The organism is Photobacterium aquae, from assembly GCF_001029445.1.
Taxonomy (GTDB): Bacteria; Pseudomonadota; Gammaproteobacteria; order Enterobacterales; family Vibrionaceae; genus Photobacterium; species Photobacterium aquae.
On the sequence record NZ_LDOT01000009.1, the window covers coordinates 98,540 to 124,757 of the forward strand.

Below are 26,218 nucleotides of genomic sequence, written 5' to 3' on the forward strand. Positions count from 1 at the left end.
AGCGGGCAGGTTATAGGTAGTCACACAGATAAGCTGTTGGGACATCAACCTTCACTTCGAACGATGAATCCCCCGGTACCTCAAAATCATCGCCGGCATAATAGGTTTCCCAATCAATATGGCCCGGCAGCTTCACGGTCAACGCACCCTTGACCACCGTCATCTTCTCTGGCGCCGCCGTTCCGAAAGTGTACAGCCCGGGAGCCATCACCCCCACACTGGCACGCTCGCCCGATGATTCAAAACCGAGCGACTTCACCTGACCATCAAAATACTCATTCACTTTCAACATGACTTTCCCTATCAAAAACAATGCCATGCTTTGAAGCTATCACACTTACATATCATTCCCTAGCAAAAACACCGACCTTTATTAGACGAATTTTTGACAATCTGGAAAGTTTTTAACCGTCATATTCCGATACACTACGGCAATATTTTTCACTTAACTAATTGGAAAACAACAATGAAAAAAGCAATTCTGCTAGTTGCTGCCCTCAGCAGCCTAGTTTTGATGGGATGTTCGGCGCAGGAGAAACAAGATATCAAAGCGGGCTTTCGTGATATTGGCCATGCTACCCGCGATGCATCGAAAGCCACGGGGCACTTTTTCCGAGACACCACTAAAGATGTCATCAAGAACGCCAAAGAAACGACCTCGTCAAATGACAGTTAATTAGGCGTTACCGACGACACTTCCCGGTACAGCATTGCTCTGCCGGGAATTTTCCCTCACTGCCATGCTCATCCCCCAGCGCTTCCAAGATAGAACAGTGGCTAGCATCATCATCGGCATGCCCACAGCACGCATCATTAATTTTCTTCAGCGCCACCCGAATCCGGCTCAGCTCAGCAATCTTGGTATCGACCTCGTCAAGCTTAGCCTGGGTAATGGCTTTCACTTCAGCGCAACTGTGCCGACTTGCCTCCAAACGGATATCGAGCAGCTCCCGGATCTCGTCCAAACTCAACCCCACCGCCTTAGAGCGCATGATAAACTGCACCCGCGATAAGTTCTCTTCACTGTACAGGCGGTAGCCACTTTCACTGCGGCCGGCTGGCTCCAGCAAGCCATTTTTCTCATAAAACCTTAATGTATCGCTGCTTATCCCTGAGCGTTTTGCCAATTGACCAATCAGATACATCTCATTTCCTTCTTCGATAGCGACAAAAAGCAAACGTTTGCGCAAATCATGGATTCATGTAAAATATGCCGCGTTGATCACACAACAACCAACAGGGACACCCTTAACCGATTCTAGCCGAGGGTATTTGCCAAAAGCCACTGCACACGGTGTCTTTTGGCAAATAATCCCCGTGTTCACTAGAGAGATGGTTGCAATGGAAAACGCTCGTCCTATCCGCCGCGCACTGATCAGCGTGTCTGACAAAACCGGTATTGTAGAGTTCGCCAAGGCCCTAGCCGACCGTGGCGTGGCTATTCTGTCAACGGGCGGCACCGCACGCCTGCTCGCCGAACAAGGCATTGCCGTCACCGAAGTCTCTGACCACACTGGCTTCCCGGAAATGATGGATGGCCGAGTGAAGACCCTGCACCCGATGATCCACGGCGGGGTGCTGGGCCGTCGCGGTACCGATGATGCAGTCATGGCCGAGCACGGCATTGCCCCTATCGACATGGTGGTGGTGAACCTCTACCCGTTTGCTGCGACGGTAGCCAACCCGAACTGCACACTGGAAGACGCCATCGAGAACATCGATATCGGCGGCCCGACGATGGTTCGCTCTGCCGCAAAAAACCACAAAGACGTGACCATTGTGGTTAATGCCCACGACTACGACCGTGTGCTGACCGAAATGGCTACCCACGATGGCTCACTGACTCACGCAACCCGCTTTGATTTAGCCATTGCTGCATTTGAACACACTGCGGCCTATGACAGCATGATCGCCAATTACTTCGGCACCATGGTGCCATCTTACGGCGACAACAAAGAAGGCGACGAGGAGTCCATTTTCCCACGTACCTTCAACCAGCAGTTCGAGAAAAAACAAGACATGCGCTATGGCGAGAACAGCCATCAGGCGGCCGCTTTCTACGTGGAAGCGACCCCTGAAGAAGCGTCTGTCTCCACTGCACGCCAAATTCAGGGCAAGGCCCTGTCTTACAACAACATCGCCGATACCGATGCCGCATTGGAGTGTGTAAAAGAGTTCGACGAGCCTGCCTGTGTGATCGTCAAGCACGCCAACCCATGTGGTGTGGCGCTAGGGGAAAACATTCTAGAAGCCTACAACCGCGCTTACCAGACCGATCCAACCTCTGCGTTTGGCGGCATCATTGCCTTCAACCGTGAGCTTGACGCTGCCACGGCACAAGCCATTGTCGAGCGCCAGTTCGTGGAAGTGATCATCGCACCGACAGTGACCGCTGAAGCTATTGAGGTGGTTGCCGCAAAGAAAAACGTACGCCTGCTGGAGTGCGGCCAGTGGTCAAGCAAGACCACCGGTTTTGACGTGAAGCGCGTTAACGGCGGCCTATTGGTGCAAGAACGCGACCAAGGCATGGTGACACTGGGCGATCTGAACGTGGTCTCGAAGCGCCAGCCAACCGAGGACGAGCTCAAAGATGCGCTGTTCTGCTGGAAAGTGGCCAAGTACGTGAAATCGAACGCCATCGTCTACGCCAAGGGTGACATGACCATCGGCGTCGGTGCCGGCCAGATGAGCCGCGTGTACTCGGCCAAGATCGCTGGTATCAAAGCTGCCGACGAAGGGCTGGAAGTCGCTGGCAGCGTGATGGCCTCCGATGCCTTCTTCCCGTTCCGCGACGGGATCGACGCCGCTGCCGAAGCCGGTATCAAATGTGTGATCCAGCCGGGTGGCTCAATGCGCGACCAAGAGGTGATCGACGCCGCTGACGAACACGGCATGGCGATGATCTTTACCGGCATGCGTCATTTCCGCCACTAATTTCCTCTTCGTATTTGGCACTGTGGCGCCGTTAGCTGCTTTCACCAACTACTTTGAGCAAAACTTATAATTTGGTTTTTTAAGTATTCCGATATTTGAAATACATAGAGCAAGTCAGTGACTTTAAGTTCAAGGAAAAAGCGCGCAGTTTATAAGCATAAATGAGCACTTTTGATGCCGAAATTAAAAAACTGACGATGCTATAAGGATTTTAAAACATGAATGTATTGATTATTGGTTCTGGCGGTCGTGAACATGCACTGGGCTGGAAGGCCGCACAAAACCCTAACGTTAAGACCGTCTTCGTTGCACCGGGCAACGCCGGTACCGCGCTAGAGCCGAAACTGGAAAACGTCGACATTGGCGTGGAAGACATCGCGGCACTGGTTGCCTTTGCACAAGAGAAACAAATCGAGCTGACCATTGTCGGCCCGGAAGCCCCGTTGGTTATCGGCGTGGTCGATGCGTTCCGCGAAGCCGGGCTGCCCATTTTCGGCCCGACCGAAGCGGCGGCGCAGCTGGAAGGCTCTAAAGCCTTCACCAAGGACTTTCTGGCCCGTCACCAGATCCCTACCGGTGCCTACGCGAACTTTACCGAGATCGAGCCAGCCTTGGCATATGTACGTGAGCAAGGTGCACCGATTGTGGTGAAAGCCGATGGTCTAGCCGCCGGTAAAGGCGTTATCGTCGCGATGACGCTAGAGGAAGCCGAAGCCGCCATCAAGGACATGCTGGCAGACAACGTATTCGGGGATGCCGGAAGCCGCGTGGTGATCGAGGAATTCCTTGAGGGTGAGGAAGCGAGCTTCATCGTGATGGTGGATGGCGAGAATGTGCTGCCAATGGCCACCAGCCAGGATCATAAGCGCGTGGGCGACAAAGATACCGGCCCTAACACCGGTGGCATGGGTGCCTACTCTCCTGCCCCTGTAGTAACGCCCGCTATCCACGAACGCATTATGGCGGAAGTGATTTACCCAACGGTGCGAGGAATGGCCGCCGAAGGCACCCCTTACACAGGGTTCCTCTATGCGGGTCTGATGATTGACACTGACGGCACACCGAAGGTCATTGAGTACAACTGCCGTTTCGGCGATCCGGAAACTCAGCCGATCATGATGCGAATGGAATCGGATTTGGTCGAACTGTGTCTGGCCGCCATTGACGGCAAGCTGGATCACGTTGAATCAAAATGGGATCCACGCGCCTCTATCGGGATCGTGCTGGCAGCCGGTGGCTATCCGTCAGCCTACGACAAGGGGGATATGATCTCAGGCCTGCCCCAGCATGAAACCGAGGGCGAGAAGGTATTCCATGCCGGTACGGCCAACCGCAACGGTGAGGTCGTGACAAACGGCGGTCGAGTGCTGTGTGCCACGGCACTTGGCCACAGTGTCTCAGAAGCCCAGCAACGCGCGTATGCGCTAGCCAAGCAGATCAGTTGGGATGGCATGTTCCACCGCAACGACATCGGCTACCGGGCCATTGCCCGCGAGCAGGCATCCAAATAACGCCAAGGCTATTGCCATAAAAAACGCGCCTATAGGCGCGTTTTTTATTACCATACTGAATGCATCAATCAATCAAGACCGGCGCAGCCAGACACTGCATTTCTGGTGCCTTGAGAACCAGCAATTGGCTGGCTGTCAGGCTATCACGGCGAACTTGACCGTTCACCGCCATAAACCCCTGATCCTGATATTCAGCGACCTGTCCGGCTAACTGGGACGACAGTACCGGGTTGAATGTCACGCTCAATTCTCGATTATCACCACAGCGGTAGAACTTACCCTGCTTCCAGTGCCCCTGCACCATCGCCATATCTTCTTCGCGTAATTGTTGGACGACTGCCATGCCGTGCTCTGCTTCCTTGCGCAACTGTTCAAGCTGGCCATTGGTTAGCGGGATCACGTCGCCAGCCAAAGTATAACGCTGGAATACCGCACTGCCTCGGGTATCGTAACGCACATGAAGGGTGTAGGGCTTGAGCTTCTGCTCGTCAAGTGCCTGGCCCTGACGCTTTATCTCGCGCAGCAATCCCTCGCGCCATAGGTAGTCGGAGTGATAGTTGCCAGAATCCCCGGCAAAAACCCTGTCAGACAGCCGCACAGGACGATTCTGCTGCGAGGTATACCAATAGAGCAAGGTCGTGTCCCCCTGACGTTGACCGCCGGTATGGGTCACGATAGGAGTCAGGTTGTTTTCCGGAATGGTCGGAGTGGAGGCGCAGCCCGCAAGAAGGGCAAGGAAGGCAAAAGGGATGAGATGTTTCATGAAAAACTCCGCCAGATAATTTTATCTGGCGGAGTATAGATTATTTCACTGAGTCTTTCAGTGCTTTACCTGCTACGAATGCAGGTACGTTTGCCGCCGCGATTTGAATTTCCTGACCAGTTTGTGGGTTACGGCCAGTACGTGCTGCGCGGTGGTTCACTTTAAATGTACCAAAGCCAATTAGTTGAACCTGGTCGCCTTCCTTAAGGGCATCAGTGATACCGTCAAGTACAGACTCTAGTGCAGTTTTAGCTTGAGCTTTAGAAAGATCAGCTTTCTCTGCGATCAGGTCAATCAGTTGGGTCTTGTTCATTAGGTTTCCCTTCTAAGGTTTTTCTTTAAGACGCATCAACTCTAATTCAAAAGAAGCCCGTGTGGCAAAGGTTTGTCGGCTATGATGTGGTTAGGTGCGGGCTCTTTAACCACAAACTGAGCGCAAGTTCACAAAATGTTACGCATTTAGCATGTGAAATAGTTGTATTTATTCGCTCGAAGCCCGATTAATATAGGCGTCCCTGATACTAGCCAACTAAGGTAAGCATGATACTCCTTACGATTTACATCTCTGTCGCGATAGGTGTTTCGTTCATCTGTTCGGTTCTGGAAGCGGTCCTCCTGAGCATCACCCCTAGCTACATTGGTACGCTGCGCCACCAGGGCCACCCGGCGGCAGAGCGCCTAAGCAAACTCAAAGATAACATCGACCGCCCGCTCGCCTCGATCCTGACCCTGAACACTATCGCCCACACCATCGGTGCGGCAACGGCCGGTGCCCAGGCAACCGTTGTGTTCGGCAGCGAGTGGCTCGGCGTATTCTCTGCCGCGCTCACCGTGGGTATCCTGCTTCTTTCTGAGATCATCCCAAAAACTATCGGTGCAACCTACTGGCGCCAGCTCGCACCAGTTACAGCAAGCCTGCTGCGCTGGATGGTACTGCTGCTGATGCCACTGGTCTGGGTCTCTGAGCAAATCACCCGCCGCTTGTCTCGTGGCCATCAAGCACCCAAGCTTCGCGACGAACTGTCTGCAATGGCGATGCTTGCCCAGGAATCCGGCGAACTTGCCGAAGGCGAGTCAAAGATCCTTGCTAACTTGCTGCAGTTCCGCGATGTCAATGTCACCAAGATAATGACCCCGCGCCCAGTTCTGTTCCGAGTTGATGCCGAGCAGCCAATCAACGAGTTCCTGTCCCAGCACAAGGACAGCCCGTTCTCGCGCCCGCTGATCTACACCGAACAGAAAGACAACATCATCGGTTTTGTCCACCGCCTGGAACTGTTTGCCGAAAGCCAAGCAGGCCGAGGCCAGCGTGAACTGGGCACCCTGATGCGCCCGCTGCCGGTGATCATGAACACCTCGAGCGTACCAAAGGCCTTCGAGCAGCTCATGAAAGAGCGCTCTCAGCTAGTACTGGTCGTCGATGAATACGGTACGGTACAAGGCCTTGTGACCATGGAAGATATCTTCGAGCATCTGGTCGGCGAGGAAATTGTCGACGAGGCCGACAAGAATACCGACATGCAGCAACTAGCATTCCAACGCTGGGAGCGCTGGAAGCAAACCCACGGCGTTATCGAAAGCAAAGACGACGAATAACCGTTGCAACATACAGAAAAGGGGCCTCCAGGCCCCTTTTTTTATCGCTATCACTGATATTTACCGATAACACTGTCCGACATTCGCCATATAAGCCCTCTGACGGCTTGCCACAAGGCCAACGGCCAATACGATAAGCGTAGGTACAAGCCATCCTGCAAAGTAACCATACAACGGCAACCAGGCGCTCAGAGCCTGATCCGCAGCACTTGGCATAATTCCCAGAATATGAACAGCATCCAGCACCGCGAAGCCCAATGCTGTTGCCATTACCGCCAGTACCCATGCCGATGCGATATGCTTTCGTAGCGGTGCGATCAACAAAAGGGCAATCGCAACCGGGTGCAGGGCAACAACTGCAGGCAAGGTTATCGCCAACAATTGTTCAAGACCGATATTGGCCACCAGCCCAGCCAGAGCCATTGCAACCCAAACCGCAGCACGATAAGGCACCCGTGAAAATGTCCGACTGTAAAATTCGCTGCCCGCGGTTGTTACCCCGATCGCTGTCGTCAGACAAGCCAGTACCATCACCACGCCAAGCAGAACCGTCCCGGCATTGCCGAAATGATAACAGGTAAACGCCGTCAGGATATCGCCACCATTGGTAAATGCCGTGCCTAGATAGGCACTGGTTGAGCCGACATAGGCCAACGCGATATAAACGACTGTCATTGCAACGGCATACATCAAGGCCGCCATCAGGGTGTATTTTGCCGTAGCTCGCGGGCAACTCACCCCCATAGACTGGATTGCCCTGAAAATAATCCAGCCAAAGCCAATCGAACCCAAGGCATCCATCGTCATGTAACCCTGGGTCAACCCTTCTGCCAAGGCACCCGTCACATAGGGACCTTGGGCGACCAACGGTTCACCCGCCGGTGACACCAATGCCGCGGTCACCAACACCGCCAATATCACCACCAGCAAAGGGGTCAGGCACTTGCCAAGGCTGTCGATCAGCTTGCCCGGATGCAAGGCAAAAAAGATGGTAAGCAGACAGAAAATGACCGTGAACGGCAGCAGGAAATCATCGCCGAAAAAAGGGGCCAAGCAGAACTGGTAGGCAACGGTGATCGCCCTAGGCACGACAAATGCCGGGCCAATCACCACAAATACCATCACCCAGAAACTGGTTGCCAGCGGCCGTGGCAGTACCGCCGTCAGATTATCCGACCCACGAACCAAGGCTACCATCACCAGTGCCAAAGCCGGCAAACCCACCCCGGTAAGAAGGAATCCGGCCATCCCACTGACAAAGTGCTCGCCAGATTGAAAGCCCAAGAATGGCGGAAAGATCAAGTTACCCGCCCCCAAGTACATGGCAAAAGTCATGAACCCCAGTGCGGCGATATTACGAATGCTTAGCATAGTCATCCTCTACAGCAGTCGCTTGGCGTAAAGTGAGAGGAAAAAATCGGAGGGAAAATTTGACCTGTCAGCTTCAACGCAAGCTGACAGAAAATAGGTGCGGCCTGTCAGCCCCGGATAAGTTCCAGAGAGAGCAGGAGGAGTAGGCTGGCAACAACAGGAGATATCCCATTGTGGGCAAGTGGTGATATTGCTATCAATCCGTGCATGCTCATTCCTCGCTAACAGGTCAGTAAAAAGAAAGCATGACGCTTTCCGGTTCGTCTACTGTTATAAACGCCAGCCGCCCCCGAAAACAAGCGGCAATATAAAATAAGTGTAGAGACCCTGAATGGCGGTAAAAAACCAGCATTTAACGCCAAATTCTCACAAAGAATTAAAACATTAAACCAGCAATGGCAGTTGTATTCTTTTTGCGTATTTATTGAGGCATAAAAAAAAAGAGCCGCTGACGGCTCTTCTTTTGATAACGCAAGTACCCGATTACAGCTCGATACCGATGTTGCTGACAGGTTCATCACGCAGCTCTTTGCGCAAACCCTTAATCAACTCGATGTCGCGTCTTTCGGCTTCTTTCAGTGCACGGAAGATAGCCCACTGCATATCCCATTCGGCACAGATCGCCTCATTTTCTTTTTGGTTTTCATTGGTCACTTCGATTCCAGTCTGGGCATATTCCAGATCGGCCACCGTTTCCGCTGACAGCGAGCTCAGTTTAACCAAGGTTTCCAGCATCAAGTCACGATCAAGCATCGCATGCAGCAGATCGGCCAACGCAACACAGGCGTCAATAGCCGGGTTTACGGCGTACAAATCGAAATCTTCAGCGTTTGGCACTAGCTCTTCGAGCTTCTCCAACTGGTTTTCGAAGTTGATCTTCGCTGTTTTGACCGTCAGTATCTCCCAGATACTGTCGAGAATAGAGCGGTACTTATGCGCCTCTGCAAATTCGGTTTCCTGACAGAAGAATGCGTAGTTTGGGTACATTCTTTCACAAAGCGATACCATAAAGGTAATGTGTTGCCATGGTTCTAATTTTTCTAGACGAAGCTGAACAGGATTCTTTAGCATAGGATCATCTGCAGTTATGGTTTGCCCCGGATCTTACTTTGATCCTATACCTACTGCAATACATGGAACACCCCCTGCATCCATAGAAGGATTTCCTATGCACAATCTGATGATCTGCACCAATGATCCGCACCGATACCAGCAACAGATCGAAGCCCTTGAACTCCCCGGTATGGAGCTGACCGACGATCCTCGCCTTGCCACCATCCTGCTGGCTGACCCACCCGCTGTCGCAAATAGGCTAGAAGACTTTCCCCGCCTGCAGTGGTTGCAGTCGACCTATGCCGGCATTGACACCCTAACCGCACCGGGACTGCGCCGGGACTATCTCCTTACCAATGTCCGAGGCTGCTTCGGCCAGCTCATCAGCGAATACGTGCTCGGCAATATGCTTGCTCTTACCCGCCATTTACGCGATTACCACCAGCTGCAAATGCAACATCGATGGTCTCCCAAACCCTACCGAAGTCTGGCCGGGCTAACCATGCTGATCCTCGGCACCGGAAGTATCGGTAACCAACTCGCCACCGCTGCACGCGCACTGGGATTGCGCTCTGTTGGCGTCAACCGTAGCGGTCAGTCGAGCAACGCCGGAGGTTTTGATGATATAGCCAAGATAGATATGCTGGATCGCTGGCTTCCCTTTGCCGATATTGTGGTATCAACCCTACCTGCAACCCCGAAAACCGATGATCTGCTCAATGCCGAGCGGCTAGGACTATGCCAAGGAGCCTTGCTGTTTAATGTCGGCCGAGGCAATGCCCTGTGCGAGGAAGGCCTGCTTCAAGCACTCGCTAGCGGCGCAATCCACCATGCCTTCCTCGATGTATTCAAACAAGAACCGTTGCCGCAGGAGCATCCTTTCTGGCAGCACCCGCAAATCACCGTCACCCCTCATATTGCTGCAGTCAGCTTTCCCGAGGATGTTGTCGATATCTTCGCCGACAACTACTCTCTGCTGGCGAACAACAAGCCGCTCCGGTACCTGATAGACTTCAATCAAGGATACTGACAAGCCGACAAGCATCAATGAAGACATGTACAAGCCATGCAGCACCGCTAGATGGACTGCTCGATCAAATACGCCGCTGCGAGATCTGCAAGGATCACCTGCCGCTCGGCCCCCGCCCTGTGATCCAAGCCGCCAACAGTGCCAAACTGATGATTATCGGTCAGGCACCCGGCACCCGTGTCCACGCCAGCGGGATCCCTTGGGACGACCAAAGCGGTGAGCGCCTGCGCCGATGGCTAGAGATTGACCGTGATACATTCTACAACCCACAACACATTGCCATTATGCCGATGGGGTTATGCTATCCGGGCAAAGGAAAATCCGGTGATTTGCCGCCCAGACCAGAATGCGCACCACAATGGCACCCACAAGTTCTGCCTTTGTTGCCACAGATCGGCATGACGCTGCTGATCGGCCAATATGCCCAGCAACGTTACCTCAATGACAAACCCAAGGCCCTCACCGACACCGTCAAGCGGTGGCAGCAGTGGGCACCGCGTTTTATCCCGATGCCGCACCCTTCGCCGCGCAACACCCTCTGGCTCAAGCGCAACCCGTGGTTCGAGGAAGAGGTCGTGCCCTATATCCGCGATTACGTCCACCAGCACCTTGGATTAACAAAGGAATAGATAAACAAAAAGCCCACACAACGTTCATTGTGTGGGCTTTATCAGGGAGCAATAATGCATTGAGGCAGAGCGGCTGGGGTTAAGAGCAAAGAGAAAGCGCGCCGTTTATAAGCATAAATGAGCACTTTCGATGCTGCCATTGAGCCCAGCCGTGAAGCATCAAGGTATTATTTGTGGTACGGCTTAGACAGCTCGTGCACCGCTTCTACGAACACGCCCGCATTCTCAGGCGGCACGTCCAAATGGATACCGTGACCAAGGTTGAACACATGGCCGGTACCTTCGTTGCCGTATCCCTCGAGAATTGTTGCCACCTCTTGGCGAATACGCTCAGGCTGGGCATACAACATAGATGGGTCCATGTTGCCTTGCAGGGCGACTTTATCACCCACGCGACGCTTGGCATCAGCAATATCAATGGTCCAGTCTAGGCCGACTGCATCACAGCCCGTTGCTGCGATTTGCTCTAGCCACATGCCGCCGTTTTTGGTGAACAGCGTTACTGGTACGCGACGGCCTTCGTTTTCACGGATCAAACCATCAACAATCTTGTGCATGTAGCGCAGTGAAAACTCGTTGTAATCACGCGGTGTCAGTACACCACCCCAAGTATCAAAGATCATCACCGACTGAGCACCGGCTTTGATTTGAGCGTTCAGGTATTCGGTCACGCTGTCTGCCAACTTATCCAGCAACAGATGCAGGGTTTGCGGCTCGGCGTACATCATCTTCTTGATCTTGGTGAATGCCTTTGAGCTACCGCCTTCAACCATGTAAGTCGCTAGCGTCCACGGGCTACCGGAGAAACCGATCAATGGCACTTCGCCTTGAAGATCTTTGCGGATCTGGCGCACGGCGTTCATCACATACTGCAACTCGCCTTCAGGATCAGGCAGGCCAATCTTGTCGACATCGGCCTTGCAGGTGATCGGGCGGTCAAAAACCGGGCCTTCGCCTGCAGCAAAACGCAATCCCAATCCCATCGCATCCGGGATCGTCAGGATATCAGAGAACAGGATCGCCGCGTCCAGCGGAAAACGGCGCAGCGGCTGCAAAGTCACTTCACTGGCCAACTCGGCATTTTTACATAGCGACATGAAGTCACCTGCCACGCTGCGGGTTGCCCGGTACTCTGGCAAGTAGCGGCCAGCTTGGCGCATCATCCATACAGGTGTGCAGTCTACTGGCTGCTTCAGCAAAGCACGCAGGTAGCGGTCATTCTTTAATTCACTCATTAGGGACTCCATGGTGTGTTTCAGCAGGCTATTGTATCACTAACCTATCGCAACTAAAGAAGCGCTTTGTTAAGCGGATCAAGTTTAGAGCAACAATCCATTCACCAAATTTGCGGCAAGTCGCCTTATCGTGGTACAAATTCTGCGCGCTAGCAATAATAACAATGATTTTGCTCGTAGAAGGCAAAATAACTGCACCTTACCCCTCCTACCGGAGGGTTTTTTTATGCTTGGCCTTTATCTGCTATCAGAACCAAGGTCTCCTCGATCAGACCGCGAGCAATCGTACCGGCTGGGGCAACCTCTGGCAGTGTCTCCCTGGTCGCCCATATCGCATCCGCCAGCTCGGCATAATCCGGCTTGAGTTCGCCACTTTGGTAGTCGGCCAGAAAACCCATCATTAAGTTAGACGGAAACGCCCAAGGTTGGCTACCGAAATACCGAACATTGGTCACTTCTATCCCTGTCTCCTCACGCACTTCACGTACCACGCACTGCTCCAGCGTTTCGCCCGCTTCGACAAAACCAGCGATCACCGTGTACATACCATTTTTATGACGAGGGTGTTGGGCCAGCAGAATTTTATCGTCTTTGCGAACAGCGACAATCACACAAGGCGAGACACGGGGATAATGCACCCCATGACACTGCTCACATACCATTGCCACGGCTTGCGTATCAAACCGACAGTGCGATCCGCACTGGGAGCAATAGGCTTGGGTATGGCGCATATGAGATAGCTGGGAGGCCCGTCCGGCCAAGTTGAACAAGCTGGCATCGCAACCAAGCAATGCCCTCAGGCTATGGAATTTCTCGTCAGGCAGAGACTCCGGCGCCTCAAGCCAGTAAACCGGGCGGCCTTGATATTGTCCAATTTCAACGGCGTTCTCCGACGAAAACGCCGCCGTAGCTCGGGAAGCCAGGGGAAGCTGTTGATCTTCCAAATAAATAAGGCGTTCTCTAACAATGCACCAATAGGCTAATTCTTGATTTTTTAACATCAACTTCACATCCATCCTTGCAGGGTATCGCTTTTGCTGGCAATCTAAACGTAATACGGAAGTGAGTCCGTAATCCAAGGTTCTCTTTTATAAGAGATTAACAGGTATTGTTATCAGTACCCCCGTTTCGGTACTGTAGATCATGAGGGCATGGTCATGTTAAGCAAATTTGAGCAAGTACAAAAGCAATGGGGCGGCAGCAGCGATGTGATTGACCACTGGCTGATGTCGAGGCAGCAATTACTGATAGATTACTGCAAGCTGGCCGGCATGCCGCCATTCGAACACAATAGCCGACAACTACCAACCACCTCCCAACTCCAGCTTTTCTGCCAACAACTCGTTGATTACATCTCTGAAGGCCATTTTAAAATCTACGATATGGTAATGGCTCGCTGGAATGCGACTGGCTACTCGCCTACCGAAGAAATCTCCCAACTCTACGCTACAATTACCCAAACCACTGATCCACTTCTCAATTTCGCCGATAAATATACCGAAGTCAAAGATGACGATGAATTGCCAGACTTCAATGATGATTTGTCGGCAATCGGTGAACTCATTGAGCTGCGTTTCGCGCTTGAAGATACCCTGATTGATCTGATCGGTGAAAGTCTAGCCTGTCCACCAGGCGCCTGATACAGCAACCTCTGAAGCACTCCCTGCCCTGCAAACGCAAGGCGGGGGCTTTCAGACGCTTTCTCCACCAGCATACTTGCTGCAGATAGCTAGCTTTATGACTTGCCCAATCAAAAATAACAGATAATAAAAAAGGGTACCCGAAGGTACCCTTTTTTCATTGTCTTAACGACCGAGATTAGTTCTCGTCACTCAGACCAGCATTTAGCAATGCTGCAAGATCCTGAGACGCTTGCTCAACATCTACCTGAGGTGCTACTGGCTCAAGCTCCGCATCACGCTGGCGCTGACGCTGCTGATGGTACGCGAAACCGGTACCTGCAGGGATCAGACGACCAACGATTACGTTCTCTTTCAGACCACGTAGCTCATCGCGCTTACCAGATACAGCGGCTTCTGTTAGAACGCGCGTTGTTTCCTGGAACGATGCCGCAGAGATGAACGATTCAGTTGCTAGCGATGCCTTCGTGATACCCAGTAGGTCACGCTCGTAAGTCGCAACTAGCTTACCTTCAGCTTCAAGCTTACGGTTCGCGATAGTTACGCGAGAGTATTCAACCTGCTCACCAGGTAGGAACTCAGAGTCACCCGCAGAAACAATCGTTACCTTACGCAGCATCTGACGAATGATCGTTTCGATGTGCTTATCGTTAATCTTAACGCCCTGTAGACGGTAAACTTCCTGAACCTCGTTCACGATGTAATCCGCTACCGCGTGAACACCACGCAGACGCAGGATATCGTGTGGAGACTCTGGACCATCGGCGATAACATCACCACGCTCTACGCGCTCACCTTCGAACACGTTCAGCTGACGCCACTTAGGAACCATCTCTTCGTAAGCGTTACCTTCAGCAGGCGTAATGATCAGACGACGCTTGCCTTTAGTTTCCTTACCGAACGATACAGTACCTGTGATTTCCGCTAGGATTGCAGGCTCTTTCGGCTTACGTGCTTCGAACAGGTCGGCTACGCGAGGTAGACCACCGGTGATATCTTTAGTACCGCCAGATGCCTGTGGAATACGAGATAGCGTATCACCGATACCAACCATTGCACCGTCTTCTAGCTGGATAATTGCTTTACCAGGTAGGAAGTACTGTGCCGGCATTTCAGTACCCGCGATCATCACGTCGTTGCCGCTTTCGTCAACCAGCTTGATGGTAGGACGCATGTCTTTACCCGCACCGGTACGCTCTGCAGCGTCAAGTACAGTGATCATAGACAGGCCTGTTAGCTCATCAGTCTGGCGAGAAACTGTCACACCGTCGATCAGGTCAACAAACTGCACACGACCTGCCACTTCAGTGATGATTGGCATTGTGTGTGGGTCCCAGTTCGCAACTACTTCGCCAGCTGCCACTTCTTCACCGTCTGCTTTAGACAGGTGAGAACCGTAAGGTAGCTTGTAGTTCTCTTTCGTACGACCAAATTCATCAATGATGGTCATTTCAGACGCACGAGATGTGATAACTAGCTTGCCGTCGTTGTTGATAACGAACTTAGCGTTTTGCAGTTTCACAGAACCGTTGTTCTTAACCTGGATGCTGTTTTCAGCTGCTGCCGCAGATGCCGCACCACCGATGTGGAACGTACGCATTGTCAGCTGTGTACCCGGTTCACCGATTGACTGTGCCGCTACAACACCAACTGCTTCACCTTGGTTAACCAGGTGACCACGAGCTAGGTCACGACCGTAACAGAACTTACAGCAACCGAAGTCGTTCTCACAGGTAACAACAGAACGTACTTTCACGAAGTCAACAGAGTTGGCTTCTAGAATGTCACACCATTTCTCGTCAAGAAGGGTGTTGCGTGGAGCAAGTACTTCTTCAGTACCTGGCTTCATCACATCTTCAGCAACAACACGGCCTAGTACGCGAGAACCTAGAGGCTCTTTAACGTCACCACCTTCGATCAGAGGCATCATAGTGATACCAGCGTGTGTACCACAATCGTCAGACGTGATCACAACGTCCTGCGCAACGTCTACTAGACGACGAGTCAGGTAACCGGAGTTCGCAGTCTTAAGTGCGGTATCCGCAAGACCCTTACGAGCACCGTGGGTTGAGATAAAGTACTGAAGTACGTTCAGACCTTCACGGAAGTTCGCTGTGATCGGTGTTTCGATGATCGAGCCATCCGGCTTAGCCATCAGACCACGCATACCCGCTAGCTGACGGATCTGAGCGGCAGAACCACGCGCACCAGAGTCGGCCATCATGTATACGCTGTTGAACGATTTCTGCTGTTCTTCTTCGCCGTCACGGTTGATAACGGTGTCAAAAGACAGGTTATCCATCATCGCCTTAGCAACCTGCTCGTTGGCTGTTGCCCAGATATCGATAACTTTGTTGTAACGTTCGCCGGCAGTAACCAGACCAGACTGGAACTGCTCCTGAATTTCAGCAACTTCCGCTTCTGCTTCTGCGATCTTGGTGTACTTGGCTTCAGGTACAACCATGTCGTCGATACCAACCGATACGCCAGACAGTGCCGCGTAAGCAAAACCGGTGTACATGATCTGGTCAGCAAAGACGACTGTCTCTTTCATGCCCAGTTCACGGTAACAGGTGTTCAGTAGCTTAGAAATTTGCTTCTTACCCAGTGCTTCTGTGTTCACTAGGCTGTATGGCAGACCTTTTGGTACGATCTTCCATAGCATTGCACGACCAACAGTCGTATCAATTAGCTTAGTTTCAGGAGTCAGGTTGCCCTGTGCATCTTTCACAAACTGAGTGATACGTACTTTTACACGTGAGTGCAGTTCAGCGTTGCCTGTACGGTAAGCTTTTTCAGCTTCCGCAGGACCCGCTAGGTACATGCCTTCACCCTTCGCGTTGATCTTGTCACGCGTCATGTAGTAAAGACCCAATACAACGTCCTGAGAAGGTACGATGATCGGATCACCAGACGCTGGCGATAGGATGTTGTTGGTAGACATCATCAGAGCACGAGCTTCAAGCTGCGCTTCCAGAGTCAGAGGTACGTGTACCGCCATCTGGTCACCATCGAAGTCGGCGTTGTATGCCGCACACACAAGTGGGTGAAGCTGAATCGCTTTACCTTCGATCAGTACTGGTTCAAATGCCTGAATACCTAGACGGTGCAGTGTTGGTGCACGGTTAAGCATTACTGGGTGTTCGCGAATCACTTCGTCCAGGATATCCCAAACTACAGCTTCTTCACGCTCTACCATCTTCTTGGCAGCTTTGATTGTCGTCGCTAGGCCACGAGTTTCCAGCTTGCCGTAGATGAATGGCTTAAATAGCTCTAGTGCCATCTTCTTAGGAAGACCACACTGGTGCAGACGCAGGTATGGACCTACGGTGATAACAGAACGGCCAGAGTAGTCTACACGCTTACCAAGTAGGTTCTGACGGAAACGACCCTGCTTACCTTTGATCATATCAGCCAAAGATTTCAGAGGACGCTTGTTTGAACCCGTGATAGCGCGGCCGCGACGACCGTTATCAAGCAGTGCGTCAACAGATTCCTGAAGCATACGCTTTTCGTTGCGTACGATGATATCAGGAGCAGCCAGATCCAATAGACGCTTCAGACGGTTGTTACGGTTGATTACGCGACGGTACAGATCGTTCAGATCAGACGTTGCGAAACGGCCGCCGTCCAGCGGTACCAACGGACGTAGATCCGGCGGCAGAACTGGCAGAACAGACAGGATCATCCACTCAGGGTTGTTACCTGACTGCAGGAATGCTTCTACAAGCTTCAGACGCTTGGTTAGCTTCTTGCGCTTAGTCTCAGAGTTAGTTTCTTCCAACTCTTCGCGCATCAGTTCGATTTCAGCGCTTAGGTCCATGTTGCCAAGCAATGCTTGAACAGCTTCGGCACCCATCTTCGCGTCGAACTCGTCGCCCCACTCTTCAAGTGCATCCAGATACTGCTCTTCAGAAAGCAGCTGGCTACGCTCAAGGTTGGTCATACCTGGTTCAATAACAACGTATGATTCGAAGTAAAGTACACGCTCGATATCACGTAGCGGCATGTCCATTAGCAGACCGATACGAGATGGCAGTGACTTCAGGAACCAGATGTGGGCAACAGGAGAAGCTAGCTCGATGTGACCCATACGCTCACGGCGTACTTTGGTCTGAGTAACTTCAACACCACATTTTTCACAGATAACACCACGGTGCTTCAGGCGCTTGTATTTGCCACAAAGACACTCGTAGTCTTTTACCGGGCCAAAGATACGTGCACAGAAAAGGCCGTCACGCTCAGGCTTGAAGGTACGGTAGTTGATGGTTTCTGGTTTTTTCACTTCACCGAAAGACCATGAACGAATCATGTCAGGTGAAGCAAGACCGATTTTGATTGCATCAAATTCTTCAGTCTTGTGCTGTGCTTTCAGAAACTTAAGTAAGTCTTTCACATTCGGCTCCTGTGAGGAGTTGACCCATAAAGGCGCCAGTCTACTGGCGCCTTCATATTTATACCGGAGTAACTAATAAATCTTGGTATGAAACCGAGGCTTATTCGTCTTCCAGCTCGATGTTGATACCCAACGAGCGGATTTCTTTCAACAATACGTTGAACGATTCCGGCATACCAGGTTCCATACGATGGTCGCCATCGACGATGTTCTTGTACATCTTCGTACGGCCGTTAACGTCATCCGACTTAACAGTTAGCATTTCCTGTAGGGTGTATGCTGCACCGTATGCTTCTAGTGCCCACACTTCCATCTCACCGAAACGCTGACCACCGAACTGAGCTTTACCACCTAGCGGCTGCTGAGTAACAAGGCTGTAAGAACCGGTAGAACGGGCGTGCATCTTGTCGTCAACCAAGTGGTTCAGTTTCAGCATGTACATGTAACCAACAGTTACAGGACGCTCAAACTTGTCACCGGTACGACCGTCAAACAGTGTTAGCTGACCAGATTCTGGTAGATCACCCAACTTCAGAAGCTCTTTGATAGAAGATTCTGGCGCACCGTCGAAGACTGGTGTCGCGATTGGTAGACCCTTACGCAGGTTCTGTACCAGAGTGCGTACTTCAGCATCACTTAGCTCTGCGATGTCAACTTTCTGGCGAGTATCACCTAGATCGTAGACCTTCTGCAGGAAGTTACGGAACTGATGCAGTTCCTGCTGCTCTTTTAGCATCTCGTTAAGTTTGTCACCGATACCTTTCGCTGCAAGACCCAAGTGAGTCTCCAGGATCTGACCGATGTTCATACGAGACGGTACACCCAGTGGGTTTAGTACGATATCAACTGTCTGACCTTTTTCATCGTACGGCATATCTTCAACAGGGTTGATCTTAGAGATTACACCCTTGTTACCGTGACGACCCGCCATCTTATCACCAGGCTGGATACGACGCTTAACAGCTAGGTATACCTTAACAATCTTAAGGACACCCGGCGCTAGGTCATCACCCTGAGTGATCTTACGGCGCTTGGTTTCAAATTTCTTATCGAACTCAGCTTTCAGTTCGTCGTACTGCTCAGCAAGCTGCTCAAGTAGGTTTTGCTGACCTTCGTCATCCAACGTCTGTGCAAATAGCTTCTCGCGGTCCATCGACATTAGTCGATCTTCGCTGTAGCCAGAAGCAAGTAGAAGCGTGCGTACACGAGCAAGAAGACCACCCTCAAGGATCTGGAATTCTTCTGTGATGTCTTTCTTCGCTTCTTTCAGCTGCATCTCTTCGATTTCAAGCGCACGCTTGTCTTTTTCTACGCCATCGCGAGTAAAGACTTGAACGTCGATGATCGTACCAGACACTGAGTTTGGTACACGTAGAGAAGAGTCTTTAACGTCAGAGGCTTTCTCACCGAAGATTGCACGTAGTAGCTTCTCTTCAGGAGTTAGCTGAGTTTCACCCTTAGGTGTCACTTTACCAACGAGGATGTCGCCACCCTTAACTTCAGCACCGATGTAAACGATACCTGACTCATCCAGCTTAGAAAGTGCAGCTTCACCCACGTTAGGGATATCGGCTGTAATTTCTTCTGCGCCTAGCTTGGTGTCACGCGCCACACAAGATAGCTCTTGGATGTGGATAGTTGTCAGGCGATCTTCCTGTACAACACGCTCAGATACCAAGATGGAGTCTTCGAAGTTGTAACCATTCCAAGGCATGAACGCGATACGCATGTTCTGGCCTAGTGCTAGTTCGCCAAGGTCTGTTGAAGGACCATCGGCCAGCACGTCACCACGAGCCACAGGTTCACCCGGCATCACAGTTGGACGCTGGTTGATACAAGTGTTCTGGTTAGAACGGGTGTACTTAGTTAGGTTGTAGATGTCGATACCCGCTTCGCCTGGTACCAACTCGTCTTCGTTAACTTTGATAACGATACGAGATGCATCTACTGACTGAACCATACCGCCACGTTTAGCAACTGCTGTTACACCGGAGTCAACCGCTACGTTACGCTCGATACCAGTACCTACAAGCGGCTTGTCAGCACGCAGTGTTGGAACGGCCTGACGCTGCATGTTCGCACCCATAAGGGCACGGTTAGCATCATCGTGTTCAAGGAACGGAATTAGCGAGGCTGCTACCGATACAACCTGGTTGGTTGCAACGTCCATGTACTGGACATGGTCACGTGGGTGCAGACCTGATTCACCTTTCTGACGAGCGGTGATCAGTTCATCGGCGAAAGAACCGTCTTCGTTAAGCACGGCGTTCGCCTGTGCAATAACGTATTGACCTTCTTCGATCGCTGACAGGTAGTCGATATCTTCTGTCACTTTGCCGTCAACCACTTTACGGTATGGAGTTTCCAAGAAACCGTATGGGTTACACTGAGCAAATACTGACAGTGAGTTGATCAAACCGATGTTTGGACCTTCAGGCGTTTCGATAGGACATAGACGACCGTAGTGGGTCGCGTGTACGTCTCGAACCTCAAAGCCAGCACGCTCACGAGTCAGACCACCTGGGCCAAGCGCCGAGATACGACGTTTGTGAGTAACTTCTGACAGTGGGTTGTTCTGGTCCATAAACTGAGACAGCTGAGAAGAGCCGAAGAACTCTTTCACTGCCGCAGAAATTGGCTTGGCGTTGATCAGGTCTTGAGGCATTACAGCATCAAGATCGCCTAGGCTTAGACGCTCTTTAACTGCACGCTCAACACGTACTAGACCAACACGGAACTGGTTTTCTGCCATTTCACCGACAGAACGGATACGACGGTTGCCAAGGTGGTCGATATCGTCCACTTCGCCTTTACCGTTACGGATGTCGATCAGACGACGCATTACGTCGATGATATCCGCGTGATCCAAAGTACCGGCACCGGTAGTTTCTTCACGGCCCAGAGAGCTGTTGAACTTCATGCGGCCAACAGCAGACAGGTCGTAGCGCTCTTCTGTAAAGAATAGGCTTTCGAATAGCTGCTCAGCGGCTTCACGCGTTGGCGGCTCGCCAGGGCGCATCATGCGGTAGATTTCTACTAGCGCACTTAGACGGTCAGTCGTGTTGTCGACACGTAGGGTGTCTGACATGTACGGACCGAAATCTAGATCATTGGTAAATAGAACTTCCAATGACTTGTAACCAGCCTGAGACAGCATCGCTAGCGTTTCCAGGCTTAGTTCCTGGTTAGCAGCGGCGATCAGTTCGCCAGTTTCTTCGTTCACGTAGTCACGAGCGGCAATCTTGCCCACGATGTACTCAACAGGTACTTCGATGTGGTCAACACCGTCTTTAGACAGCTGGCGGATATGGCGAGCTGTAATACGGCGGCCCTGCTCTACGTAAACGGTGCCGTTAGCAACGATATCGAAGCTAGCGGTCTCACCACGTAGGCGATCAGGTACCAGCTCCATCACAAGAGACTTGCCCTGAACTTCGAAGTTTACTTTTTCGAAGAACATGTCAAGGATCTGCTCGGTGCTGTAGCCTAGCGCACGCAGAATGATTGATGCTGGAAGCTTACGACGACGGTCGATACGTACGAATACGTTATCCTTAGGATCAAATTCGAAATCCAACCATGAACCACGGTAAGGGATTACGCGTGCGTTATATAGCACTTTACCTGAGGAGTGGGTTTTACCCTTATCGCTGTCGAAGAACACACCCGGGCTACGGTGCAGCTGGGATACGATAACCCTCTCGGTACCGTTAATAACGAATGTACCGTTATCTGTCATGAGCGGAATTTCGCCCATGTAAACTTCTTGTTCTTTGATGTCTTTAACGGTGCCCGCAGGCGCGTCTTTATCATACATCACAAGACGTAGTTTAACGCGAAGTGGTGCAGAGTAGGTTACGCCACGAATCTGACATTCTTTGACATCGAAGACCGGCTCACCGAGACGATAGCTAACGTATTGCAGCTCGGAATTGCCGTTATAGCTCTGAATTGGAAAAACAGAACGAAAGGCAGCTTCTAGACCGTAATGCCCTTCTGGATCCTGCTCGATGAACTTATCAAAGGACTCAAGCTGGATCGACAGCAAATATGGAACATCCAGGACTTGTGGACGCTTACCAAAATCCTTACGGATACGCTTTTTCTCGGTATAAGAGTAAACCATAGGTTCCTCAGATCGCTGATAAGTGATCCAAACTGCTCAAAACGAGGAGCAGTGACTAATAACACTGTTTGTTGTAGGAACAGTCCTGAGAAAGATGGACTGCTTTTTGCACGAGTGGAGGTCGCAAAACAATGTGAAAACACCACCACCCTACAGCGCAAAAAGGCCGGTGGCATTTTTGCCACCAGCCATTAGCCAATTAAGGCTAAGAAATTAAGTAATTATTACTTAACTTCAACAGAAGCACCAGCTTCTTCTAGCTGAGCTTTAAGAGCTTCAGCTTCAGCTTTTTCAACACCTTCTTTCAGAGGTGCTGGAGCGCCGTCTACTAGAGCTTTAGCTTCTTTCAGGCCTAGACCAGTTGCGCCACGTACTGCTTTGATTACAGCAACTTTGTTAGCGCCAGCAGAAGTTAGGATTACGTCGAATTCAGTTTGCTCTTCAGCAGACTCAGCAGCAGCGCCGCCAGCTACTACTGCAGCAGCAGCAGTTACACCGAACTTCTCTTCCATTGCTTCGATTAGTTCTACAACCTGCATTACAGACATTTCTGCAACTGCGTCTAGGATTTGCTCGTTAGTGATAGACATAACAATTCTCTTTAAAAATCAACAAATAGTTTAAATAGTAATCAGATAAAGTACGGCAATTAAGCAGCAGCTTCTTCTTTCTGATCACGTACTGCAGCGATAGTACGTACAAGTTTACCAGCAGACGCTTCTTTCATGCACATCATTAGGCGTGCGATAGCTTCGTCGTATGTTGGTAGAGTTGCTAGTACTTCAACGTTAGCAATAGCGCCTTCGAATGCAGCAGCTTTGATCTCGAAATCTTTGTTCTCTTTAGCGAAGTCTTTGAAAAGACGCGCTGCAGCACCTGGGTGCTCGTTAGAGAAACCGATTAGTGAAGGACCTACGAAAGTCTCAGTAAGACATTCGAAATCAGTACCTTCAACAGCACGACGTGCTAGTGTGTTACGAACAACTTTCAGGTAAACGCCGTTTTCACGAGCTAGTTTACGTAGAGAAGTCATCGCACCCACAGTAACGCCGCGAGAGTCAGCAACAACTGCAGACAGGGCACCATTGGCAGCTTCGTTGACTTCAGCAACAATTGCTTTTTTGTCTTGAAGATTTAATGCCATTGGATTTGCTCCTGGATTGTTTGACACCACTCACTGCCGAAATGGCAGGAGAGTTTGTACGGCGCAGATCCAAGAAAGACTTACATCAATCATGTTCTGGCACCGTCTACGTAGGTGATATTAAGTTTTTACCCAAAGGGTCTAAACGCCTACGGTCTTTGACGAAGGTCACAACTTACGCTGCAACCTCAGCCATGAATTCGGAAACGCCAAATTATACACAAATTTGACGTTTCTGCAAATCATTAAACGTTAGTTTCCAGAGTATTCTGGTCTAGCGCTACACCTGCACCCATAGTGGTAGACAGGCTTACTTTCTTGATGAAAGTACCTTTAGCTGAAGAAGGCTTCGCTTTCTTCAGAGCAACTAGAAGAGACTCTAGGTTCTCTTTTAGTTGAGCAGCATCGAAGTCCACTTTACCGATAGTAGTGTGGATGATACCGTTCTTGTCGTTACGGTAACGAACCTGACCAGCTTTAGCGTTCTTAACCGCTTCAGCAACGTTAGGAGTTACAGTACCAACTTTAGGGTTTGGCATTAGGCCGCGTGGACCAAGAATGGTACCAAGCTGACCAACAACGCGCATTGCATCAGGAGATGCGATAACTACGTCGAAGTTCATTTCGCCTTTCTTCACTTGCTCAGCAAGATCTTCCATACCCACTAGATCAGCACCAGCTTCTTTAGCAGCTTCAGCGTTTGCACCCTGAGTGAATACCGCTACGCGGATGTCACGGCCAGTACCGTGTGGTAGCACTGTTGCGCCACGAACGTTCTGGTCAGATTTACGTGCATCGATGCCAAGGTTAACAGCAACGTCAACGCTTTCAGTGAATTTAGCAGTAGCTAGTTCTTTCAGAAGAGCAACAGCTTCATTGATGTCGTACTCACGGTTAACATCAACTTTCTCGCGAATAACGCGCATACGCTTAGTTAGTTTTGCCATTGTCTTAACCCTCTACCACTAGACCCATTGAACGAGCAGTACCAGCAATCGAACGCTTCATAGCTTCGATGTCTGCACCAGTCATGTCCGCAGCTTTAGTTTCTGCGATTTCCTGGATCTGTGCGTCAGTGATAGTACCAACCTTCTCAGTATTTGGACGGCCAGAACCAGACTTAACGCCAGCAGCTTTCTTAAGAAGAACAGCAGCAGGAGGAGTCTTAGTGATGAACGTGAAAGAACGGTCGCTGTATACAGTGATAACTACTGGAGTAGGTAGACCTTTCTCCATAGAATCTGTTTTTGCGTTGAACGCTTTACAGAATTCCATGATGTTAACACCGTGTTGACCAAGAGCTGGACCAACTGGTGGACTTGGGTTCGCCATACCAGCGGCAACTTGTAGCTTAATATAAGCTTCTACTTTTTTAGCCATTGCTATTTACCTTAATTTGGGTTCAAACGTCTATCAAAGATAGACTCCCCGTCTAACGAAAGGGCGCGAAATTATAGAACAACTTCACGCCCCTGACAACTAGAATTGATTACTAATTGCTCAACTCTTTTCGACTTGGCCAAACTCCAGTTCAACTGGCGTTGCACGACCGAAGATCGATACAGATACTTTCACGCGGCTCTTGTCGTAATCGACTTCTTCCACGACACCGTTAAAGTCAGCAAACGGACCATCAGTAACACGGACAACTTCACCCGGCTCAAAGACAGTTTTGTGAACTGGCGACTCACTCGCTTTCTCAAGACGATTAAGAATAGCATCTGCTTCTTTATCAGAGATCGGAGCCGGACGGTCAGAAGTACCGCCGATGAACCCCATTACACGAGGGATACTGCGTACCAGATGCCATGTCTCGTCGTTCATCACCATTTGAACAAGCACGTAGCCTGGGAAGAACTTACGCTCACTCTTACGGCGCTGACCGGCACGAACTTCGACTACTTCTTCAGTAGGCACTAGCACTTCTTCGAAATGCTCTTCCATGCCGTGCATTTTGATATGCTCACGTAGTGACTGGGCGACACGACCTTCAAAACCGGAAAAGGCCTGTACTACATACCATCGTTTTTTTGGAGCTTCGCTCATGAACTCTTACCTCATACACCGGTAACTAGGCGGACTAGACGGACCATGATGCCGTCGATGCCCCATAAGGCTAACGCCATAATGACAGTGACAGCTAAAACGATAAAGGTTGTCTGCGTAGCTTCCTGACGAGTAGGCCATACTACCTTGCGGACTTCCATGCGCGATTCGCGGGCAAACGCAATCGCGGTTTTACCTTTTGCTGTGAGTGCAGCAACACCGCCTGCAATTGCCACAAGGACAACGACAGCAGCAGCTCGGAGCACTACAGAAACATCACTGTACAGGTAATTACCAACCACAGCGGCAGCTAGCAAAGCAAAGACAACAACCCACTTAAGGCCATCGACACTGCTGGAGCTGCTTTGGTTTTCGGCATTCGCTTTCATACAACCAACCTGTAACTAGTCTCAATATAGACGAAAATAACCCCGCATATGCGAGGCCAGTAATGAAGGAAAGCCTAAGGCTTTAATTACAATAACAACTTCATCGTAAAAGGTTTCCTCTACACCATAGCGTAAAAATCGTACAATTTTATGCTATAGCGCAGAAAAAGGGCATCAAATGATGCCCTTTTTAGTACCTAGTCGTCAAATATTATTCAACGATTGTAGCAACAACACCGGCACCAACTGTACGGCCACCTTCACGGATAGCGAAACGTAGACCTTCGTCCATCGCGATAGGAGCGATTAGAGTAACAGTCATAGAAACGTTATCGCCAGGCATTACCATTTCAAC

General features: G+C 50.8%; 24 protein-coding genes. 7 read left to right on the top strand and 17 right to left on the bottom strand.

Features of this window, described 5'->3' with window-relative positions:
* Window positions 1-10: 10 nt before the first annotated feature.
* Window positions 11-292, bottom strand: a complete 282-nt coding sequence (gene ppnP, locus ABT56_RS08440; protein WP_047878431.1) for a pyrimidine/purine nucleoside phosphorylase — start codon at window positions 290-292, stop codon at window positions 11-13.
* 174 nt (window positions 293-466) lie between these two features.
* Between ppnP and ABT56_RS08445 the strand changes: the two genes are divergently transcribed.
* Window positions 467-676 (top strand): hypothetical protein, encoded by a 210-nt coding sequence (locus ABT56_RS08445; RefSeq protein ID WP_047878432.1) that lies wholly within the window; start codon window positions 467-469, stop codon window positions 674-676.
* Between the two features lie 7 nt (window positions 677-683).
* Here the strand turns inward: ABT56_RS08445 and zntR are convergent, their stop codons facing one another.
* Entirely contained in the window at window positions 684-1,145 is a 462-nt protein-coding gene (gene zntR / locus ABT56_RS08450; protein WP_047878433.1) for a Zn(2+)-responsive transcriptional regulator, read from the bottom strand.
* A gap of 196 nt (window positions 1,146-1,341) precedes the next feature.
* Between zntR and purH the strand changes: the two genes are divergently transcribed.
* Together purH and purD are read left to right on the top strand one after the other, a co-directional pair.
* Complete coding sequence (gene purH / locus ABT56_RS08455) at window positions 1,342-2,934, top strand: bifunctional phosphoribosylaminoimidazolecarboxamide formyltransferase/IMP cyclohydrolase (RefSeq protein ID WP_047878466.1); 1,593 nt, start codon at window positions 1,342-1,344, stop codon at window positions 2,932-2,934.
* 218 nt (window positions 2,935-3,152) lie between these two features.
* Complete coding sequence (gene purD, locus ABT56_RS08460) at window positions 3,153-4,445, top strand: phosphoribosylamine--glycine ligase (RefSeq protein WP_047878434.1); 1,293 nt, start codon at window positions 3,153-3,155, stop codon at window positions 4,443-4,445.
* A gap of 64 nt (window positions 4,446-4,509) precedes the next feature.
* Here the strand turns inward: purD and ABT56_RS08465 are convergent, their stop codons facing one another.
* On the bottom strand, window positions 4,510-5,208 hold the full coding sequence (locus ABT56_RS08465) for a DUF1481 domain-containing protein (protein ID WP_047878435.1): 699 nt from the start codon (window positions 5,206-5,208) through the stop codon (window positions 4,510-4,512).
* A gap of 40 nt (window positions 5,209-5,248) precedes the next feature.
* The gene (hupA, locus tag ABT56_RS08470) at window positions 5,249-5,521 is read right to left on the bottom strand and encodes a nucleoid-associated protein HU-alpha (RefSeq protein ID WP_047878436.1); all 273 of its coding nucleotides are present in this window, start codon (window positions 5,519-5,521) and stop codon (window positions 5,249-5,251) included.
* A 227-nt stretch (window positions 5,522-5,748) separates the two neighbouring features.
* On the opposite strand from hupA, the gene ABT56_RS08475 reads away from it, so the two are divergent.
* Window positions 5,749-6,804 carry a CNNM domain-containing protein gene (locus tag ABT56_RS08475; RefSeq protein ID WP_047878437.1) on the top strand — a complete coding sequence of 352 codons (1,056 nt, stop codon included), beginning with the start codon at window positions 5,749-5,751 and terminating at the stop codon, window positions 6,802-6,804.
* 60 nt (window positions 6,805-6,864) lie between these two features.
* Here ABT56_RS08475 and brnQ read toward each other — a convergent pair whose 3' ends face one another.
* The gene (brnQ, locus tag ABT56_RS08480; RefSeq protein ID WP_047878438.1) at window positions 6,865-8,175 is read right to left on the bottom strand and encodes a branched-chain amino acid transport system II carrier protein; all 1,311 of its coding nucleotides are present in this window, start codon (window positions 8,173-8,175) and stop codon (window positions 6,865-6,867) included.
* 483 nt (window positions 8,176-8,658) lie between these two features.
* Window positions 8,659-9,246: a YjaG family protein gene (locus tag ABT56_RS08485; RefSeq protein WP_047878439.1), complete on the bottom strand. Its 588-nt coding sequence runs from the start codon at window positions 9,244-9,246 to the stop codon at window positions 8,659-8,661.
* 97 nt (window positions 9,247-9,343) lie between these two features.
* On the opposite strand from ABT56_RS08485, the gene ABT56_RS08490 reads away from it, so the two are divergent.
* Window positions 9,344-10,258: a D-2-hydroxyacid dehydrogenase gene (locus ABT56_RS08490; protein ID WP_047878440.1), complete on the top strand. Its 915-nt coding sequence runs from the start codon at window positions 9,344-9,346 to the stop codon at window positions 10,256-10,258.
* Between the two features lie 17 nt (window positions 10,259-10,275).
* Complete coding sequence (locus ABT56_RS08495) at window positions 10,276-10,887, top strand: uracil-DNA glycosylase family protein (protein ID WP_047878441.1); 612 nt, start codon at window positions 10,276-10,278, stop codon at window positions 10,885-10,887.
* Between the two features lie 167 nt (window positions 10,888-11,054).
* Here the strand turns inward: ABT56_RS08495 and hemE are convergent, their stop codons facing one another.
* The gene (gene hemE, locus ABT56_RS08500; RefSeq protein ID WP_047878442.1) at window positions 11,055-12,122 is read right to left on the bottom strand and encodes a uroporphyrinogen decarboxylase; all 1,068 of its coding nucleotides are present in this window, start codon (window positions 12,120-12,122) and stop codon (window positions 11,055-11,057) included.
* 224 nt (window positions 12,123-12,346) lie between these two features.
* Window positions 12,347-13,123 carry an NAD(+) diphosphatase gene (nudC, locus tag ABT56_RS08505; protein WP_047878467.1) on the bottom strand — a complete coding sequence of 259 codons (777 nt, stop codon included), beginning with the start codon at window positions 13,121-13,123 and terminating at the stop codon, window positions 12,347-12,349.
* A gap of 150 nt (window positions 13,124-13,273) precedes the next feature.
* Here nudC and rsd point away from each other — a divergent pair, with 150 nt between their 5' ends.
* Window positions 13,274-13,762, top strand: a complete 489-nt coding sequence (gene rsd, locus ABT56_RS08510) for a sigma D regulator (RefSeq protein ID WP_205626065.1) — start codon at window positions 13,274-13,276, stop codon at window positions 13,760-13,762.
* 178 nt (window positions 13,763-13,940) lie between these two features.
* Here rsd and rpoC read toward each other — a convergent pair whose 3' ends face one another.
* The 9 genes from rpoC to ABT56_RS23545 form a co-directional block, all read right to left on the bottom strand.
* Window positions 13,941-18,158 (bottom strand): DNA-directed RNA polymerase subunit beta', encoded by a 4,218-nt coding sequence (gene rpoC, locus ABT56_RS08515; RefSeq protein WP_047878444.1) that lies wholly within the window; start codon window positions 18,156-18,158, stop codon window positions 13,941-13,943.
* A 100-nt stretch (window positions 18,159-18,258) separates the two neighbouring features.
* A complete protein-coding gene (rpoB, locus tag ABT56_RS08520) occupies window positions 18,259-22,284 on the bottom strand; it encodes a DNA-directed RNA polymerase subunit beta (protein WP_047878445.1) in 4,026 nt (1,341 codons plus the stop codon).
* Between the two features lie 224 nt (window positions 22,285-22,508).
* Window positions 22,509-22,874, bottom strand: a complete 366-nt coding sequence (gene rplL, locus ABT56_RS08525; protein ID WP_047878446.1) for a 50S ribosomal protein L7/L12 — start codon at window positions 22,872-22,874, stop codon at window positions 22,509-22,511.
* 59 nt (window positions 22,875-22,933) lie between these two features.
* Window positions 22,934-23,428, bottom strand: a complete 495-nt coding sequence (rplJ, locus tag ABT56_RS08530; protein WP_047878447.1) for a 50S ribosomal protein L10 — start codon at window positions 23,426-23,428, stop codon at window positions 22,934-22,936.
* A 245-nt stretch (window positions 23,429-23,673) separates the two neighbouring features.
* Window positions 23,674-24,375 carry a 50S ribosomal protein L1 gene (rplA, locus tag ABT56_RS08535; protein ID WP_047878448.1) on the bottom strand — a complete coding sequence of 234 codons (702 nt, stop codon included), beginning with the start codon at window positions 24,373-24,375 and terminating at the stop codon, window positions 23,674-23,676.
* A 4-nt stretch (window positions 24,376-24,379) separates the two neighbouring features.
* The gene (rplK, locus tag ABT56_RS08540; protein WP_047878449.1) at window positions 24,380-24,808 is read right to left on the bottom strand and encodes a 50S ribosomal protein L11; all 429 of its coding nucleotides are present in this window, start codon (window positions 24,806-24,808) and stop codon (window positions 24,380-24,382) included.
* Between the two features lie 120 nt (window positions 24,809-24,928).
* Window positions 24,929-25,474: a transcription termination/antitermination protein NusG gene (nusG, locus tag ABT56_RS08545; RefSeq protein ID WP_047874630.1), complete on the bottom strand. Its 546-nt coding sequence runs from the start codon at window positions 25,472-25,474 to the stop codon at window positions 24,929-24,931.
* A gap of 11 nt (window positions 25,475-25,485) precedes the next feature.
* Entirely contained in the window at window positions 25,486-25,863 is a 378-nt protein-coding gene (gene secE, locus ABT56_RS08550; RefSeq protein WP_047878450.1) for a preprotein translocase subunit SecE, read from the bottom strand.
* A 211-nt stretch (window positions 25,864-26,074) separates the two neighbouring features.
* Window positions 26,075-26,218: EF-Tu C-terminal domain-related protein (locus ABT56_RS23545; protein WP_476742274.1), on the bottom strand; the 144-nt coding region annotated here is incomplete at its 5' end.